The following is a 16528-nucleotide window of genomic DNA, read 5'->3' as shown; positions in this document are numbered from 1 at the left end:
CCATGCAGCCGACGACCGCTTCCGCCGACACGAGCCGCGGCGTGCTCAAGGATCTCTACGACATCGGCGAGATCCCGCCGCTCGGCCACGTGCCCGCCAAGATGTGGGCCTGGGCCATCCGCAAGGAGCGCCACGGCCCCCCTGAGGAGGCCATGCAGCTCGAGGCCATCCCGACCTGGACCATTGGCGACGACGAGGTGCTCGTCCTCGTGATGGCGGCGGGCGTGAACTACAACGGCGTCTGGGCGGCGCTCGGCCAGCCGATCTCCCCTTTCGACGGGCACAAGCAGCCGGTGCACGTGGCGGGATCCGACGCGTCCGGCATCGTGTGGGCCGTGGGGCGCAAGGTGAAGCGCTGGAAGGTGGGCGACGAGGTCATCGTCCACTGCAACCAGGACGACGGCGACGACGAGGAATGCAATGGCGGCGACCCGATGTTCTCGCCGTCACAGCGCATCTGGGGCTACGAGACGCCGGACGGCTCCTTCGCCCAGTTCTGCCGGGTGCAGTCCCGCCAACTGATGCAGCGGCCGCGGCACCTCTCCTGGGAGGAGAGCGCCTGCTACACGCTCACCCTCGCCACCGCCTACCGCATGCTGTTCGGCCACGCGCCGCACACCGTGCGGCCGGGCGACAACGTGCTGATCTGGGGCGCGTCCGGCGGCCTCGGCGTGTTCGGCGTGCAGCTCGCAGCCGCCTCCGGCGCGAACGCGATCGGCATCATCTCGGACGAGTCGAAGCGCGACTACGTGCTGGGGCTCGGCGCCAAGGGCGTCATCAACCGCAAGGACTTCAACTGCTGGGGGCAGCTGCCGAAGGTGAACTCGCCGGAGTTCCACGCCTTCATGGGCGAGGCCCGGAAGTTCGGGAAGGCGATCTGGGACATCACGGGCAAGAAGGACGTCGACATCGTCTTCGAGCACCCGGGCGAGCAGACCTTCCCGGTCTCGACCTTCGTGGTGAAGCGCGGCGGCATGGTGGTGTTCTGCGCCGGCACCACGGGCTTCAACCTCACCTTCGACGCGCGCTTCGTGTGGATGCGGCAGAAGCGCATCCAGGGCTCGCACTTCGCCCACCTCAAGCAGGCGGCGGCGGCCAACCAGTTCGTGCTGGACCGGCGCATCGACCCCTGCATGAGCGAGGTGTTCCCCTGGGAGAAGATCCCGGTGGCGCACACCAAGATGTGGAAGAACCAGCACGCGCCCGGCAACATGGCCGTGCTGGTGAACGCCCAGCGCGCCGGCCTGCGCACCTTCGAGGAAGTGCTGGAGAACCAGCCGGGCTAAGGCGATGGTGTGTCCTTGCGAGGAGCGCAAGGACCAAGCAGCCGGCGACGGCGCCCAGTCGTCGCTTCGCTTTCGGCCCTCGTACGGAGTGAAATTTCGTCATGGCCGGGCTCGTCCCGGCCTTCCCCGCCTGGCCACCCGCGTGGATCCCCGGGACAAGCCGGGGGATGACCTCAATCGGCGAGGGAAGTGCGCCCAATCTCCTGGATTGCTTCGGCTTCGGCTCGCAATGACGGCTGAGTCCCTCGGGTCCTTTTCGGGGTCGTTAAGCCCGGCGCCGGAGGAACACCCGGCCGCGCTCGATGAGGCTGAGGCGTCGCTCCTGGGCGGCCCAGCGCTGGCGGGCGCGGGCGAGCTCGGCGTTGAACTCGCCGCCGTACACGAAGATGGACGCGATGGTGTAGAGGAAAACCAGCGCCACCATTACGGACGCCAGGCCCGCATAGGTGGACACGTAATTCTGGGCGGCCTTCGCGAGGTAAACGCCGAAGGCGTGGCCGCAGGCCAGCGACAGCGCGACGGTCAGGGCCACGCCCGGCACGATTTCGCGGAAGCGGCGGCGGCCGCAGGGCAGCCATAGGTGCAGCAAGAGCAGGGCGGTGACGATCACGAGGGTGGCGACGCCGAACCGGGCCACCGTGACGACGCCGGAATAGGGCTGCAGCTGCGGGACATAGAGCACCGCCGTCTGCCACATCACCGGAAAAAGCACGACCAGGAAAGCGAGGGCCAGCAGGGCCGCCGCGCCTACGAGCACATACCCGATGGACTCGAGCCGCAGCAGCCACCAGGGGCGGTGCTCCTTCAGCCCATAGGCCCGGTTGAGGCCGATGCGCAGGCTCTCGACCCCGTTGGAAGAGAAGTAGACCGCGAGGAACACGCCCACAGTGAGGATGTCGCCGCGGGCGTTGTTCAGCACGTTGTGGATCTCGTTGGCGATGGGATCCGCCACGCGGGACGGCCACGCCTCGAGAAGCAGCTGGACGACCTCGCTGGCGAGTTGCTTGGAGCCGAAGAAGCCGGCCAGCGACGTCACGAAGATCAGGAACGGGAACAGCGACATGAGCCCGGACAGGGCGATATGGGAGGCGATCGCCCATCCGTCGTCCGCGACGAAGCGCCAATAGGCGTCGTAGATGATGCGAGGCAGTTGCCGCATGGGGCGAAAACCATCTCCTGCTCGGCGCCTGCGGCGAACCCCATTCCGGATATGGGCCGGCTGAACCTCGACCGCAACAACGCCCTTTGATATCACGCGTTCCCGGCCTTCCCCCCACTCTCCGCGCCGGAGCCTCCAGTGTCCCCCACGCTTCTGCGCGCCGCGCCCATCATCTTCGTGCTGATCTGGTCCACCGGCTGGGTTTCGGCCCGGTATGGCGCGCCCTATGCCGATCCGCTGACCTTCCTGGCCATCCGCTTCGCTCTCGCCGGGGCGCTGGTCACGGCCATCGCGTTGGCGTCACGGGCGCGGTGGCCGGGCACATGGCGGGACAGCGGCCACGCCATGGCGTCCGGCGTGATGCTGCACGGGATCTACCTGGGCGGCGTGTGGTGGGCCATTGCGCATGGACTGCCGACGGGCGTCTCCGGCCTGATCGCCGCCGTGCAGCCGATCCTGACGGCTTTCCTGGCGCCCACGCTCGTGGGCGAACGCATCTCGGGCCGGCAATGGCTCGGCATCCTGCTCGGCTTCGCCGGAATCGCGCTGGTGCTGGAGCCCAAGCTCGCGGGCGTGGCGCCGGGCGAGCTATCGGCCGTTGCGGGGCCAATCGCGGTCAACCTGTTCGGCATGCTGGGCGTGACCTTCGGGTCCTTCTACCAGAAGCGGTTCGTCGCTGCGGGCGACCTGAGGACGATCACTGCGCTGCAGTACCTGGGCGCGCTGATTGTCACGGCGCCGGCGGCCGTGCTGCTCGAGCCCATGCGGGTGGAATGGAATCTCACGGTCGCGCTCACCATGGCGTGGTCGGTGGTCGCCCTCTCGCTTGGCGCCATCGGGCTGCTGCTGATGCTGATCCGCAATGGCGCCGTCTCCCGGGCCGCGGCGCTGATCTACCTTGTGCCGCCCACGGTTGCGCTGGAGGCGTACTGGCTGTTCGGCGAGCAGCTGACCGGCCTGCAGGTCCTCGGGATGGCGGTCACCAGCGCCGGAGTGGCGCTGGCGACCCGCAAGGGCTGAGCGTTTCGTCGCCCTTCGAAAGGGGCATTGCCGGGCCTTTCGGGCCGGGCCATGTTGCGTTGCGAAATCAGCCGCTCTTCGAGACGACAGGAGCCCCCGATGACCCTTGCCGCCGCGACCTCCACCGCCGACCGTGACTGGCTCGCGCTCGCCGAAGAGGCCGGGTCGGCCATCGGCGCCCTCACGGGCGAGGCCGTGGCCGCGGTCCGGGCCCGGGTCACCCAGGACGGGCGCGTGTCCAACGCGCTGATGGAGCAGGAGCAGCACGCCGCGCACGGCCTGGCATGGCTCGCCACCTACGGGGAGGCCATCCGCGAGCTTGCGGCCTATGGCCGGCTGCTTCAGGCCGAGGGGCGCTACGGCGAGACGGAGGAGCTGCTCGTCGCCATCGGCGTCGGCGAATATTGCGCCCAGGCCTTCGGCGGAATCCCGATGAGCCAGGGCGAGATCGTGCGATTGCCGGCGCTCGGCCTCTCGGCGGCGCAGATCGCGGCCTGGCGCACGGGGGCGGTGGAGACGCTGATCGCCGAAGGCAACACGGCCCCGCATCGGGCCAGGCTGGTGCAGCGCATCCGCGAGGCGCAGGGCGCGCCCACCATGGGCGACGCCGGCCTGGACGAGACGCTCGAGGCCATCCGGGCCGAGATGCGCAAGTTCGCCGAGAGCGAGGTGCTGCCCTGCGCCCACCAGTGGCACCTGAAGAACGACTACATCCCGATGGACGTCATCGCCAAGCTGGCGGAACTCGGCGTGTTCGGCCTCACGTTGCCCGAGGAATATGGCGGCCTCGGCCTGTCCAAGGTCTCCATGTGCGTCGTCTCGGAGGAGCTGTCGCGCGCCTATATCGGGGTGGGCTCGCTGGGGACGCGATCCGAAATTGCGGCCGAGCTGATCATCGGCGGCGGCACGGAGGAGCAGAAGGCCAAGTGGCTGCCGCTCATCGCCTCCGGCGAGGTGTTGCCCACGGCCGTGTTCACCGAGCCGAACACGGGGTCCGACCTGGCGTCGCTCAAGACCCGGGCCGTGCGCGAGGGCGACGTGTACAAGGTCACGGGCAACAAGACCTGGATCACGCATCCGGTGCGCGCCGACGTGATGACCATGCTGGTGCGCACCAACCCGGACGAGCCCGGCTACAAGGGCCTGTCCATCCTGCTCGGCGAGAAGCCGCGCGGCACGGACGAGGATCCGTTCCCCGCGAAGGGCATGACCGGCGGCGAGATCGAGGTGCTCGGCTACCGCGGCATGAAGGAGTACGAATTGGCCTTCGACGGCTTCGAGGTCCCGGCCGCGAACCTGCTGGGCGGGGCCGAGGGCCAGGGCTTCAAGCAGCTGATGCAGACCTTCGAGTCGGCCCGCATCCAGACCGCGGCGCGCGCCGTGGGCGTCGCCCAGTCCGCGCTCGACATCGGGCTGCGCTACGCGGAGGAGCGCATCCAGTTCGGGAAGCCGCTGATCGCGTTCCCCCGCGTGGCGGACAAGCTGGCGATGATGGCCGTCGAGGTGAACATCGCCCGGCAGCTGACCTATTTCGCCGGCCGCGCCAAGGACGCCGGCAAGCGATGCGACCTCGAGGCCGGCATGGCCAAGCTGCTGGGAGCCCGCGTGGCGTGGGCTGCGGCGGACAACGCCCTGCAGATCCACGGCGGCAACGGCTTCGCGCTGGAATACGAGATCTCGCGCGTGCTGTGCGACGCCCGCATCCTCAACATCTTCGAGGGCGCGGCCGAGATCCAGGCCCAGGTCATCGCGCGGCGGCTGCTCGACGGCGGCAACTGAAGCTCAAGCTGACACGCATCAACGACCGGAGGTTGTGAAGAGGGCAGGCTGGGGTCGCACAGATCGCTCGCATGCGGGATCGCGTGCGCGGCGAGACACAAGGAGCGCCCCATGACTCCCCTCTACATCCCCCATCAGGCGTGGCTGCTCGTCGGCGACGGCCGCAAGGCCCTGTTCCTGCGCAACGAGGGCACGCCCGACCAGGTGAAGCTGGCCACCGTCAACGTGCTGAAGCACGAGAACCCCCCGACCGTGGCGCAGGGCGTCGACGAACCCGGGCGGACGTTCTCCAGCCATGGCCAGGGCGGGCGCTCCTCCTACGAGTCCACCGACTGGCACGACCTCGCCGAACACGCCTTCGCGCGCGAGGTGGTGGCGGCGCTGGAGCGGCTGAAGGCCGAGGGCGCGCTGCAGAAGCTGATCGTCGTCGCCCCGCCGCGTACGCTCGCCGATATCCGGGCCGGGCTCTCGCCGGCGCTGGCCCAATGCGTCATCGCCGAGGTGGACAAGGACCTCACCAAGCATCCGGTGACCCAGATCACGCAGCTGCTCGCCGGCAAGGCGGCCTAGCCTTCAGGCGAACCGTCGCGCCTGCGCTGCGTTGTCGGCGGAAAGGAGCACGGAATGCGGATACTTGCCGGCGCCGCCGTCATGGCGGCCCTTCTGGTCCCGGTGGGGGCCATGAGCGAAGAGCGGGCCCAGCAGGCGGCGACGCCTCCGGCCGCCACGACCGCTCCCGTGCCGCCGCCGATCCGCAAGGATCCGGCGGAGGTGACCGGGGCCGTGACGCCGCGCAAGGTGGGCCAGGAGAGCGAGCGCGTGATCGACGGGCGGCGCTGCACGGACGTGCTCGAGCACCCCGACCAGCATCCGCATGCGCTCTGGATCCGGTGCCGCGCGCCATGAAAAACGGGGGATGGCGCCCCAGATTGGCACAGCGAAATTTGCACGCATAAGTAGTAACAGGTACAACCTGCCGGTGAACCAACGCCCATTGGGGGATCGCCATGGCGGATGCGGCCATCATCAACAAGGACGCGGTTCGGGCCGCGCCCGTTTCTCGCGAGCCGTACAGTTTCTTCCTCGCGTCGGACGTTCTGAACCACGGCAAGGTCGCGCAGCTGCGCGAGGAATTCCCGAACATCACCAAGCCGGGCTTCCTGACGGTGGATGACGTCGAGGTGAAGGGCGCCTTCAAGCAGCTCATCGACGAGCTGGAGGGGCCGGAGCTCACCGCGCTGCTGTCCGAGAAGTTCGGCATCGATCTCAGCCCCTATCCGCGCCTGACCACGATCCGGAAGATCTCCCAGGCCAAGGACGGCCGGATCCACACGGATGGGCCCAGCAAGGTGATGACCCTGCTGGTCTACATGAACGACGCCTGGGACGACGGCGGCGCCGGTCGCCTTCGCGTGCTGCGCGGGCCGGACAGCTTCGACGACATGGTGCTCGAGGTGCCGCCCACCATGGGGACCATGTTCGCCTTCCTGCGCGCCGACAACTCGTGGCACGGGCACCCGCCCTTCGCGGGCGAGCGCCGGGTGGTGCAGGTGGCGTGGGTGAAGGACGCCGAGGAGCTGGAGCGCAAGAAGAAGCGCAACAGCATGGCCAAGCTGTTCAAGGGCATCTTCGGCCGCTGAGGTCGCGCCTGACGGCGCGTTCGCGCTCCGTCGCGAAATGCATTAAAGCAGGGGCGCCGCCCCGCGTGACCGCCGCACGGGATGCGGCGGTTTTCGTTTGATCATTCGACCAAGGTCCTGATGGCTCCGAAGCCGGCACGCTCCATCGTCAGCCACGACACGCTCCCCTACATGCGCCGGCTGTGGCGCGACTGGATGCGCCCGCACTGGCGTACGCTGGCCCTGATCCTCATGTCGGTGATCATCCTGGCGGGGGCGAGCAGCCTCTATCCGGTGGTCATCAAGCACGCCTTCGACGCGTTCGACCAGCAGAACAAGCGCTTCGTCCAGATGGTGCCCTTCGTGGTGATCCTGGTGACGGCCGTGAAGGGCTTCGCCATGCTGGCCCAGTCGATCCTGACCAACCGGGTGGTGACCCGCATCGAAGCGGACATGCAGACGGCGCTCTACGCCAGCCTGATCGATTCTGACGTGGCCCAGCTCGGCCGCGAGGCGCCGGCGGCGCTCACCCAGCGCTTCACCACCGACTTCGCCTTCATCCGCGAGGCGCTGACGCGGCTCTCGACCGTGTTCCTGCGCGACGTCGCCACCGCCATCGCGGTGATCGGCGTAATGTTCTGGATCGACTGGCAGGTCACCCTGATCGCCCTGGTGGTGCTGCCGATCCTGGCGCCCGCCATCGGGCGGATCGGCAAGAAGCTGCGCCGCACGGCCCTGTCCACCCAGGAGCAGACGGCCCTGATGGCCAGCATGGTGTCGGAGAGCCTCTCGAGCATCCGGACCGCCAAGACGTACGGGCTGGAAGGCTACCTCAAGGAGCGCGCCGGGGCGTTTTTCGAGCAGATCCGCCGGCTGAAGATGAAGTCCGCCAACCAGCGCTCGCGCCTCGATCCGATCCTGGAGATCGGCGGCGGCTTCGCGGTGGCCGGCGTGCTCGTGTTCATCGGCTGGCGCATCATCAAGGGCCAGACCACGATCGGCGACTTCACCGGATTCATCACCGCCCTGCTGCTGGCGGCGCAGTCCATGCGCACCTTCGGCAACCTGAACGCGATCCTGCAGGAGGCCATGGCGTCCCTGTCGCGGGTTTTCGCCCTGATGGACGAGCGCCCCACCATCGTGGACCGCCCCGGCGCGGGCGAACTGAGCGTCAGGGGCGGCGAGATCGCCTTCGAGGGCGTCTCCTTCCGGTACGCCGGCGAGGAGATTGCACTGCACGACATCGACCTGGTCGTCCCGGCGGGCAAGATGACCGCGCTGGTGGGGCGCTCGGGCTCAGGAAAATCGACCCTAGTGTCGCTCGTGCCGCGGCTGTTCGAGGCCACGGCCGGCGCAGTGAAGATCGACGGGATGGACGTGCGCGACGTGTCCCTGGCCAGCCTGCGCTCGAAGGTCGCGGTGGTCACCCAGGAAGCGGTGCTGTTCGATGACACCGTGCGCGCAAATATCGCGTTCGGCCGCCCCGGCGCCAGCCAGGACGAGATCGAGGCGGCGGCGCGGGCCGCCGCGGCCCATGACTTCATCATGCGGCTGCCCGAGGGCTACGCCACCGCGGTGGGCGACCGGGGCTCGCGGCTTTCGGGGGGCGAACGGCAGCGCGTGGCCCTGGCGCGGGCGCTTCTCAAGAACGCGCCCATCCTGGTGCTCGACGAGGCGACGAGCGCGCTGGACGCCGAGTCGGAGCGCGCCGTCCAGGACGCCATCGCGGTGCTGACGCGAGGGCGCACGTCCCTGGTGATCGCTCACCGTCTGTCCACCATCCGGTCGGCCGACCTGATCGTGGTGCTCGACCGCGGGCGCGTGGCCGAAAGCGGCACTCATGAGCAACTGATCGCCCGAGGCGGCATCTACGCGCGCCTGCATCGGCTTCAGGCCGGCGACACGGGCGAAATCGCGGAGTTCGGGCTGGCCCAGGCCTGAGCGTCGGCCATCGGCTCTCCCCATTTCTCCAGGTAGGCGCGATAGGCCGCGCGCCATTCAGGAGCGCCGAAGCGGCCGGCGCTGCCATGGGCGGCGCTCAGGGGCACGGTTCCCATCCGAAGCCCCTTCGCCTCGAACTCCCGGCACAGGTCCATGTCGTAGAAGTGGAACGCGAACCGCTCATCGAAGCGGAGGCCGTGGTCGAGGAACACGGACCGGCGGGCGGCCAGCAGGACGCCGTCCAGGAGCTTGCACTCCTGAAGGGGAGCGCCGTAGCGCTTCAACCTGAGCGGCAATTGCGCTCCGTGGGCGACCGCCCCGCTGAGGTGATCCTCATCCCAGGCCCAGGAGGTGTCGACGAAGGCCCAGGCCGGCTGGCGGGGAAGCCGGCGCGTGTTTCCCGCAAGGCCCACGAGGTCGAACCGCCTCAGGCCGGCGTCCAGCGTCTCGGTCCAGAACAGGTCGAGGATGCACAGGTCGTCGTGGAGGAAGACGAGGGTGTCGTCGGGACCGCCCCCGGCCTGGAAGATCACGCTGTTGTAGCAGCGGGCGAGAGGCTCCGTGTTGTGCGGGAAAAGATGCAGCGTCAGCGACACGTCCCTGAAAGTGGACGTCAGACACCGGCCCAAGAGGCTCTCCTGAAGAAAGGCCTTCGGGGACAGGGGGGTCGCGCAAACGAGCCGCAGGCTCATCCGTGGCCTTCATCGCAGTCGAATCAGCCATGATGATGCTTGAAAACGGTCAAGAACGACAGCCCAGAGCCAGCTACTCGCGCTTGAGCAACCTGTCGACCACGACGTCGGACAAGAAGCCCGGACGAAAATCGCGCTCCAGGGCGTCCGGATCGTAGACCTTCTCCACCCATTCCAGGAACGGAAGCCCTTGGGCGAGCCCCTCGTCGCGGTAGCGCTCGAAGAAGGCGTCGAGAATCCCTGTCTTCGCGAAGCGGAAATGGCCATAGCGCAAAGCGAGCTGGTCCATCGCTTCGTCCAGCGGGCGGCCCTCATGGACCAGGAGGTAGAGCGCCGACATGAACCCGGCGCGGTCCGCCCCCGACTTGCAATGGACGAGGACCGGATAGTGCAGGGACTCGAAGAAGGGCTTCGCGCCCAGCACGGCTTCGCGGTCCGGGGCGCCGCGCGAGCGCACGACGTAATCGACCAGCGCGATGCCCGCCTGGTCGCAAGCCTCCTTCTCGAGAGGCCAGGAGCCGTGCTCGCGGCCCCCGCGAAGGTTCACGATCGTACGCACGCCGGCGCGCGCCGCGGCCCGGATGTCAGGGGGCGCGGGCTGGGCCGCCCGCCAGAAATCGGGGGTGACGCGATGGCGGTTCAGGTACATCAGCCGGAACACGCCGTGGTCGTTGGCCAGCATGTTCGTCCAGGCCCTGATGCGGTCCCAGGCTCCCCCGATGGGCCGGTCCCACCGCGCAATGCGCGCCATCCGGCGTGCGTAGCGGTCTTCGGGCTTCATCGATTTGAGCAAGGCGGCAGGGGCTCCGGCGCGGCGATGGGTTGCGCCATAGCAGCCGGCGCCCGGCGCGGCAATCCCGCGCGTTCGCCTACGCGACCCTTTACGACCGGGACCCCTGAGGCCTATTCTTTTCCTTGTGACCCAAGCCGCCATCTCCATCCGCCTCGCCAGGACCGCAGACGCCGCAGGCGTCGCGGCCGTGCATGATGCGGCTTGGCGCGAGGCCTATTGGGGCATCATTCCCGGGCGCGAGCTCGAGCGCATGGTGCAGCGCCGGGGACCGAGCTGGTGGCGGCGGGTGATCGACCGAGGCGGCCGCATCGCGGTGCTGGAGTTCGATGACGAGGTGCGGGGTTACGCCAGCTATGGGCGCAACCGCCTGGCCGCCTCGCCCTATGGCGGGGAGATCTTCGAGCTTTACCTCGCCCCTGAATTCCAGGGGCTGGGCTTCGGCCGGCGCCTGTTCGACGCCGCCCGGCGGGACCTGATCAGCCACCGCATGGGCGGGCTCATCGTATGGTCGCTCGCCGACAACGACCGGGCGATCGGGTTCTATCGCCATCTTGGAGGCATCAAGGTGCGCGAGATGGAAGAGCGCTTCGGCGGCGAAATCCGCCAGCGCTTCGCTTTCGGCTGGAGTTGAAGCCGAACTCTTCCCGGAAAGTCGTCCTTGCGGGCGGGATGGGCCACGTCTAGACAACGCGGACCTTTGCCGACGCTTGCGGGTTCGCCCGCCCCGGTTACTGGAGAAACACGATGCGTATCGACGCGGTGCCGCTTGGCGCCAATCCGCCCCACGACGTCAATGTCATCATCGAGGTGCCGATCGGCGGCGAGCCGATCAAATACGAGATGGACAAGGCGTCCGGCGCGCTGGTCGTCGACCGCTTCCTCTATACCTCCATGCGCTACCCGGGGAACTACGGCTTCATCCCGCACACGCTGTCGGACGACGGCGACCCGTGCGACGTGATCGTCGCCAACACGCGCGCGATCGTGCCCGGCGCCGTGATGAGCGTGCGCCCGGTCGGCGTGTTGTTCATGGAGGACGAGGCCGGCGGGGACGAGAAGATCCTGGCGGTGCCCTCGACCAAGCTGACGCGCCGCTACGAGAAGATCGCCAACTACACCGACCTGCCGCAGATCACGCTCGACCAGATCAAGCACTTCTTCGAGCACTACAAGGATCTCGAGACGACCAAGTGGGTCAAGGTGATCCGCTGGGGCGATGCTGAGGAAGCCCGCAAGCTGATCCTCGAAGGCATCGAGCGCTACAAGGCGAAAAAGGCCTAAGCCGCTCACCGCCTTGCTTCAGACGCATCTTTCTCCATCCTGTCGGGCCGTCGAATCAAGGCTCCGCTGAGGGAGCCGCCCGACCGGAAGGATCGCATGCGTCGACGCTCATGGGCCGCAAGGCCTCTCGCCGTCCGCCTCGCGCTTGTCGCGGCTCTGGCGGCCGGCCTGTGCTGGATCCCGGCCAGCGGCCGGGCCCAGTGGCTCTTCGCGGCGGAGACGCCCGCCCCGGCGGCCCAGCCGGCCCAGCCGGCGCCCGCTGCGGCTCCCCAGCAGAACGCGGCCCCCAGCGGCACAGCGGCACAGCGATCCCGCCTGGACAGCATCCGGCTGCAACTGGACCAGCTCGAGGCCGGGGTGTCGCGCCGCGAAACCGACCAGGCGCTGCAGCAGGTCCGGCCGGCGCTCGACCCTCTGGCCGACCAGATCCGCCAGGTCATCGCCGAGCTGACCCCCAAGGCGGACGCCATCCGGTCGCGGCTGAAGGAGCTTGGCCCCAAGCCCGACGAAAAGGCCGCCCCCGAGAGCCCCGACGTGGCCCGGGAGCGCGAGGACCGCACGGCGCAGCTCGGCGACGTGGACGAGACCGTCAGGCTCGCCAAGAGCCTCCTGGTGCAGGTCGACCAGATCAACCAGGAGGTGGTGGACCGCCGGCGCGACCTCTTCGCTAAGCGCCTGTTCCAGGGCTCGGAGAGCATCCTGTCGCCGTCACTGTGGCTGAACGTGGCGGCCACCGCGCCGACCGACCTCAAGGCTACGACGGTGGTGGCCGCCGACGCGATCGAGAGGGCGCGGCAGCGATTGTCGCCGGCCGGCGCCGCCGCCTTTGCGGGGGCGCTTGCGCTCGCCCTGGCGCTGATCCTTCCCATCCGGCGGTTCGCCCTCGCCTTTGTAAAGCGGGACCGCCTCGCGGGGCAGCCGAACCGGTTCCAGAAGGCGGTGGCGGCGGCCACCATCACGCTGGTGAGCGCCACGGCTCCGGTGCTGGCCGCCTTTCTGCTGTTCCAGATCGTCCGCGCCCTGGAGTTGCTGCCGACAAGGCTGGAGCCGGTGTTCGGTTCGCTGGTGGCGGGCGTCGCGTTCATCAGTTTCGTGCAGGGGCTGGCGGATGGCCTGCTCGCCCCAGGCCGCATGAACTGGCGGCTGTATGACGTCTCCGACGAACGGGCGGACTGGCTCAAGCGACTGGCCACGCTCGTGGCCGTGCTGCTGGTGGCGAGCCGCGTGCTCGAGACGCACTACCAAAGCATCGCGGCCGGCCTGCGCCTCTCCGTGGCGACCCGAGGGATCTTCGCCATCGCGATCGCGGCGGTGGTGGCCCGGGCGCTGCAGCTCATCCGGACCGTGGATCCGTGCGACGAGGCCGCGTTTGGGCCGCACGTCTCGACCGAGCCGGACCTCACCGGGCCGTTGCGGATCCTGGGCTGGATCCTTGTGGCGATCGTGGTCGGCGCCGCTGTGCTGGGCTATGTGTCGTTCTCCTGGTTCCTGGCCGAGCAGGTGGCCTGGGCGGGAATCGTGCTCGCCGTGCTCATGCTCAGCATGACGCTGCTCGATGAGTTCGTGACGGGGGCCTTTTCGGACCGGGGGCGCACGTCGCGCTTCGTGCGATCGACGGTCGGCCTGTCCCAGGGCTCCCTCGAGCAGATCGGCATCTTGTCGGCGGGCGCCGGCAAGGTGGCGCTGATCGGCCTGGCGTTGCTGCTGCTGCTTGCGCCGTGGGGCGTCGAGTCCGGCGACATCTTCTCCAGCGTTCGGGCGCTGTTCTTCGGCATCACCATCGGGGGCGTGACCGTTTCGCTCTCGACCGTGTTGCTGGCCGTGGTCTTCTTCGCGGTCGGCATCTTCTCGACGCGCGCTGTGCAGCGCTGGCTGCAGACCAAATACCTGCCGCACACGACACTGGATGCCGGCCTGAAGAACTCCATCACCATGGGGTTCGGCTATCTCGGGGTGGTGCTCACCTCGGCGGTGTCGGTCAGCTATCTCGGCCTCAGCCTCGACAAGCTGACCATCGTGGCCGGCGCCCTGTCGGTCGGTATCGGTTTCGGCCTGCAGTCCATCGTCAACAACTTCGTGTCCGGCCTGATCCTGCTGGCCGAGCGCGGCATCCGTGTGGGCGACTGGGTCGTGGTCGGCGGCGAGCAGGGCCATGTCCGGCGCATCAATGTGCGCGCCACCCAGATCGAGACCTTCGACCGCGGCACCCTGATCGTGCCGAACTCCAACCTGGTGTCGGGAGTGGTGAAGAACTGGGTGCACTCGGACCGCACCGGCCGGGTGCTGATCACCGTGCCGGTTCCCCGCTTCGCCGATGCGGACCAGATCGCGACCATGCTGCGTACGGCGGCCGCCGAGAACCCGGACGTGCTCGAGGATCCGCCGCCGCGCGTGCTGTTCAAGACCATTAAGGGCGACGAGCTCAGCTTCGACCTGATCTGCTTCGTGGGGGATGTCGACATGGTCTCCCGGGTCTCCAGCGACCTCAACTTCGTGGTGTTCCGGCGGCTGCGGGACCTCGGAATCGGCACGCCGCCCGTCACTCCCAAATTCGAGATCGAGGGCATCTCGGACCTGCGCGGGGAGATGGAGGCGCTGCGCCACGCCTTTGCGCCGGGCCGCCGCTCGAAGAAGAACGACAACGGCTCGGGGGCGCAGCCGGAAGAGCGCCCCGCCGAGGAGTCCCAGAGCTGATGAACACCCGTATTCTGGCGGCGCTCGCCCTGTGCGGCGCCGCCCTCGCCGGCTGCAATACGCCCCAGAAGGCGCCGTCAGAGGCCGTGCCGAGCTTCTACCAGCGGCTGGACCAGGGGGCCTCGCTCGACGAGCAGGCGGCGCTGGAGATGATCAACGCCTACCGGGCGAAGAATGGGCTCGCGGCGCTGGAGCTCGATCCAGGCCTCGTGGCCCAGGCGCGGCAGCGCGCGGGCAGCGTCGCCGCCACGGACACGTCCACCTGGGGCGAGACGCCCGCCATCGCGGCGCAGAAGGCGTCGCTGGGCTCGGGCCGCGCCGAGCGCGTGTCCGCCGGCTACCGCACCCTGGCGGAGGCGTTCTCGGGGTGGCGGGATTCGCCGCCGCACAACAGGGTCCTGCTGGCCCCCAACGGGCGGCGCTTCGGCATCGCGGCGGTGGACAGGCCCGGCGCGAAATACCGCGTCTACTGGGACATGATCGTGGAGAGCGGCCGCTAAGGCGACCGTCTCCGCTCAGAATCTCCCGGCCGGCAGGGGCGGGGCCTCGCGCATGAGCGTGATGGTCACGCGCCGGTTCGCGGGCAGGTAGGGATTGTCGGGGAACATCGGCTCCGTGTCGGCCTTCCCGGTCACGGAGGCGAAGCGGTTCTCCGGCAGGCCGGCGCCGGCCAGGATCTCGCGGACGCTGGCGGCCCGTCCGACGGAGAGGTCCCAGGCGGTCCAACCCGGGCGCGACCCCGGCCGCGAGGCGGAGGTGTGGCCCGTGATGGCGACGCGGTTCGGCAGCTTGCGCACGGCCGGGGCGATCGCCTCGATGACCTTGCGGGTGCGCTCATAGGGCTCGCGCGAGCCGTCCGGGAACATGGCCCGGCCGTCCTGATCCACGATGGAGACGTTCAGGCCGTCCTTGGTCTCCTCGATGATGATGTTCTTCGAGACCTCCGTGATCTCAGGCATGTCCTGCAGCGCTTGCCGCAGGGAGGCGGCTGCGAGCGCGAAGGCGCGGTCGAAGGACGTCACCGCGATGCCGTCGTCGGGCCGGTCGAACTGGCTGGGGGCCGTGAAGTCGGAGCCCTGCTCGGGCGGCGCCTGCTTGATGTTCTTGAGGTTGGGGCGGGTCGGGATGCCGTCCGACTCGATCACGCCGGCGAAGCGCGACTCGCGCTGCACGCCGAAGGCGTCGCGCATGGAGCCGGCGACGGCCTGCATCTTTTTCTGGTCCTGGGTGGACATGGCCGTGAGCATCACGAAGAAGCTCATGAGCAAGCCCATGAGATCCGCGAAGGTCACGAACCAGCCGTGTCCTCCGCCGTGGGCCGCCCCCTTCTTGCGCGCCACGCGATGCTATCCCGCTGGAGTTCAGGCCGCCTCGGCCATGGCGTGGCGATCATGCTCGGAGAGGTAGGCGAGCAACATCTCCTTCACGATGGTCGGGCTCTTGGCGTCGCGGATCTGCAGGATGCCGTCGATGATCAGCGTCCGGGAGATGTCCTCCTCCTCCAGCTTGAGGTGGAGCTTGTCCGCCAGCGGCAGGCAGAACAGGTTGCCGACGAGCGCGCCGTAAAGCGTCGCCAACAGCGACACCGCCATGAAGGGCCCGAGCTTGGAGGGATCCTCCATGTTGGCGAACATCTGCACCATGCCGACCAGCGTGCCGATCATGCCCCAGGCGGGCGCGGCGTCGCCAATGTGGCGGTAGATCTTCTGCCCCTCGTCAAGGCGCTGGAGAAAGTTGTCGCGGTCGCGCTCCATGGTGTCCCGGATAAAGTCGCGGTCGTAGCCGTCCGCCAGGAAGCGGATGCCCTGGGCCAGGAAGGCGTCGTCGACCTGGACGCTCTCCAGCGCCATGGGGCCGCTCTTGCGCACCACGTCGGCGATCTTGGCGATCTCCTCGATCAGGTCGCGCGGGTGCATCTTGCGCATGGAGAAGGCGAACTTGGCCCCCATGGGCAGGCCGTGGGCCATGGCGGAAAACGGAAAACGAATGATGGTGGCCGCCGTGCAGCCGCCGCCGATCACGATCACGGCGTGCATGTCGTAATACTGGCCGAAACCGCCCCCCAGGACGATGAGCGTCGTCACCACGCCCATGCCGATGGCGAGCCCGACTCCGGTCGCTAAATCCATGATGATCAATCCCGGGCGTTCTGGACGAACCCGGCGCTTCTGCGCCTGGGATGGCTACCTTAGGTTTTAGCGGCTGAAGGAACGGTTAAGTGAACGAGACTTGATCTTCGGCATTATGTCGATTGGCGGGAACGA

The 16528-nt window shown here is 68.5% G+C and carries 16 protein-coding genes; 11 read left to right on the top strand and 5 right to left on the bottom strand.

Features of this window, described 5'->3' with window-relative positions; translation table 11 throughout:
• Positions 1-2: 2 nt before the first annotated feature.
• Complete coding sequence (ccrA, locus tag SLNSH_RS11620; protein WP_106337167.1) at positions 3-1286, top strand: crotonyl-CoA carboxylase/reductase; 1284 nt, start codon at positions 3-5, stop codon at positions 1284-1286.
• Positions 1287-1551: 265 nt separating this feature from the next.
• Here the strand turns inward: ccrA and SLNSH_RS11615 are convergent, their stop codons facing one another.
• The gene (locus SLNSH_RS11615) at positions 1552-2445 is read right to left on the bottom strand and encodes a YihY/virulence factor BrkB family protein (protein WP_106337166.1); all 894 of its coding nucleotides are present in this window, start codon (positions 2443-2445) and stop codon (positions 1552-1554) included.
• Positions 2446-2583: 138 nt separating this feature from the next.
• On the opposite strand from SLNSH_RS11615, the gene SLNSH_RS11610 reads away from it, so the two are divergent.
• The 6 genes from SLNSH_RS11610 to SLNSH_RS11585 all read left to right on the top strand — a co-directional run bounded on the left by SLNSH_RS11610 (position 2584) and on the right by SLNSH_RS11585 (position 8804).
• Positions 2584-3465, top strand: a complete 882-nt coding sequence (locus SLNSH_RS11610; RefSeq protein ID WP_106337165.1) for a DMT family transporter — start codon at positions 2584-2586, stop codon at positions 3463-3465.
• A 99-nt stretch (positions 3466-3564) separates the two neighbouring features.
• Positions 3565-5244 carry an acyl-CoA dehydrogenase family protein gene (locus SLNSH_RS11605; RefSeq protein WP_106337164.1) on the top strand — a complete coding sequence of 560 codons (1680 nt, stop codon included), beginning with the start codon at positions 3565-3567 and terminating at the stop codon, positions 5242-5244.
• Positions 5245-5355: 111 nt separating this feature from the next.
• On the top strand, positions 5356-5814 hold the full coding sequence (locus SLNSH_RS11600) for a host attachment protein (RefSeq protein ID WP_106337163.1): 459 nt from the start codon (positions 5356-5358) through the stop codon (positions 5812-5814).
• Between the two features lie 54 nt (positions 5815-5868).
• Entirely contained in the window at positions 5869-6150 is a 282-nt protein-coding gene (locus SLNSH_RS11595; RefSeq protein WP_106337162.1) for a hypothetical protein, read from the top strand.
• Positions 6151-6251: 101 nt separating this feature from the next.
• Entirely contained in the window at positions 6252-6884 is a 633-nt protein-coding gene (locus SLNSH_RS11590) for a 2OG-Fe(II) oxygenase (protein ID WP_106337161.1), read from the top strand.
• 120 nt (positions 6885-7004) lie between these two features.
• A complete protein-coding gene (locus tag SLNSH_RS11585) occupies positions 7005-8804 on the top strand; it encodes an ABC transporter ATP-binding protein (RefSeq protein WP_196240242.1) in 1800 nt (599 codons plus the stop codon).
• Here SLNSH_RS11585 and SLNSH_RS11580 read toward each other — a convergent pair.
• Together SLNSH_RS11580 and SLNSH_RS11575 are read right to left on the bottom strand one after the other, a co-directional pair.
• Positions 8753-9433, bottom strand: coding sequence for a glycosyltransferase (locus SLNSH_RS11580; RefSeq protein WP_210202506.1), 681 nt, complete (start codon positions 9431-9433; stop codon positions 8753-8755). The genes SLNSH_RS11585 and SLNSH_RS11580 overlap by 52 nt on opposite strands.
• Positions 9434-9569: 136 nt before the next feature.
• The gene (locus SLNSH_RS11575) at positions 9570-10277 is read right to left on the bottom strand and encodes a fused DSP-PTPase phosphatase/NAD kinase-like protein (protein WP_106337296.1); all 708 of its coding nucleotides are present in this window, start codon (positions 10275-10277) and stop codon (positions 9570-9572) included.
• A 136-nt stretch (positions 10278-10413) separates the two neighbouring features.
• Between SLNSH_RS11575 and SLNSH_RS11570 the strand changes: the two genes are divergently transcribed.
• The 4 genes from SLNSH_RS11570 to SLNSH_RS11555 all read left to right on the top strand — a co-directional run bounded on the left by SLNSH_RS11570 (position 10414) and on the right by SLNSH_RS11555 (position 14764).
• The gene (locus SLNSH_RS11570) at positions 10414-10920 is read left to right on the top strand and encodes a GNAT family N-acetyltransferase (RefSeq protein ID WP_106337159.1); all 507 of its coding nucleotides are present in this window, start codon (positions 10414-10416) and stop codon (positions 10918-10920) included.
• Positions 10921-11033: 113 nt separating this feature from the next.
• The gene (ppa, locus tag SLNSH_RS11565; protein WP_106337158.1) at positions 11034-11570 is read left to right on the top strand and encodes an inorganic diphosphatase; all 537 of its coding nucleotides are present in this window, start codon (positions 11034-11036) and stop codon (positions 11568-11570) included.
• Between the two features lie 96 nt (positions 11571-11666).
• Entirely contained in the window at positions 11667-14264 is a 2598-nt protein-coding gene (locus SLNSH_RS11560; RefSeq protein WP_106337157.1) for a DUF3772 domain-containing protein, read from the top strand.
• Positions 14264-14764 carry a CAP domain-containing protein gene (locus SLNSH_RS11555; protein WP_106337156.1) on the top strand — a complete coding sequence of 167 codons (501 nt, stop codon included), beginning with the start codon at positions 14264-14266 and terminating at the stop codon, positions 14762-14764. Before SLNSH_RS11560 ends, SLNSH_RS11555 begins: the two co-directional genes overlap by 1 nt.
• Before the next feature lie 15 nt (positions 14765-14779).
• Here SLNSH_RS11555 and SLNSH_RS11550 read toward each other — a convergent pair whose 3' ends face one another.
• Both SLNSH_RS11550 and SLNSH_RS11545 read right to left on the bottom strand, forming a co-directional pair.
• Positions 14780-15604 carry an OmpA/MotB family protein gene (locus tag SLNSH_RS11550; RefSeq protein WP_106337155.1) on the bottom strand — a complete coding sequence of 275 codons (825 nt, stop codon included), beginning with the start codon at positions 15602-15604 and terminating at the stop codon, positions 14780-14782.
• A 21-nt stretch (positions 15605-15625) separates the two neighbouring features.
• Complete coding sequence (locus tag SLNSH_RS11545; protein ID WP_106337295.1) at positions 15626-16393, bottom strand: motility protein A; 768 nt, start codon at positions 16391-16393, stop codon at positions 15626-15628.
• Positions 16394-16528: the final 135 nt, after the last annotated feature.

The organism is Alsobacter soli, from assembly GCF_003004785.1.
In the GTDB taxonomy this organism is placed as follows: domain Bacteria; phylum Pseudomonadota; class Alphaproteobacteria; order Rhizobiales; family Beijerinckiaceae; genus Alsobacter; species Alsobacter soli.
The sequence above is the reverse complement of the archived record's forward strand: the minus strand, read 5'-3'. Positions and strand labels throughout refer to the sequence as shown.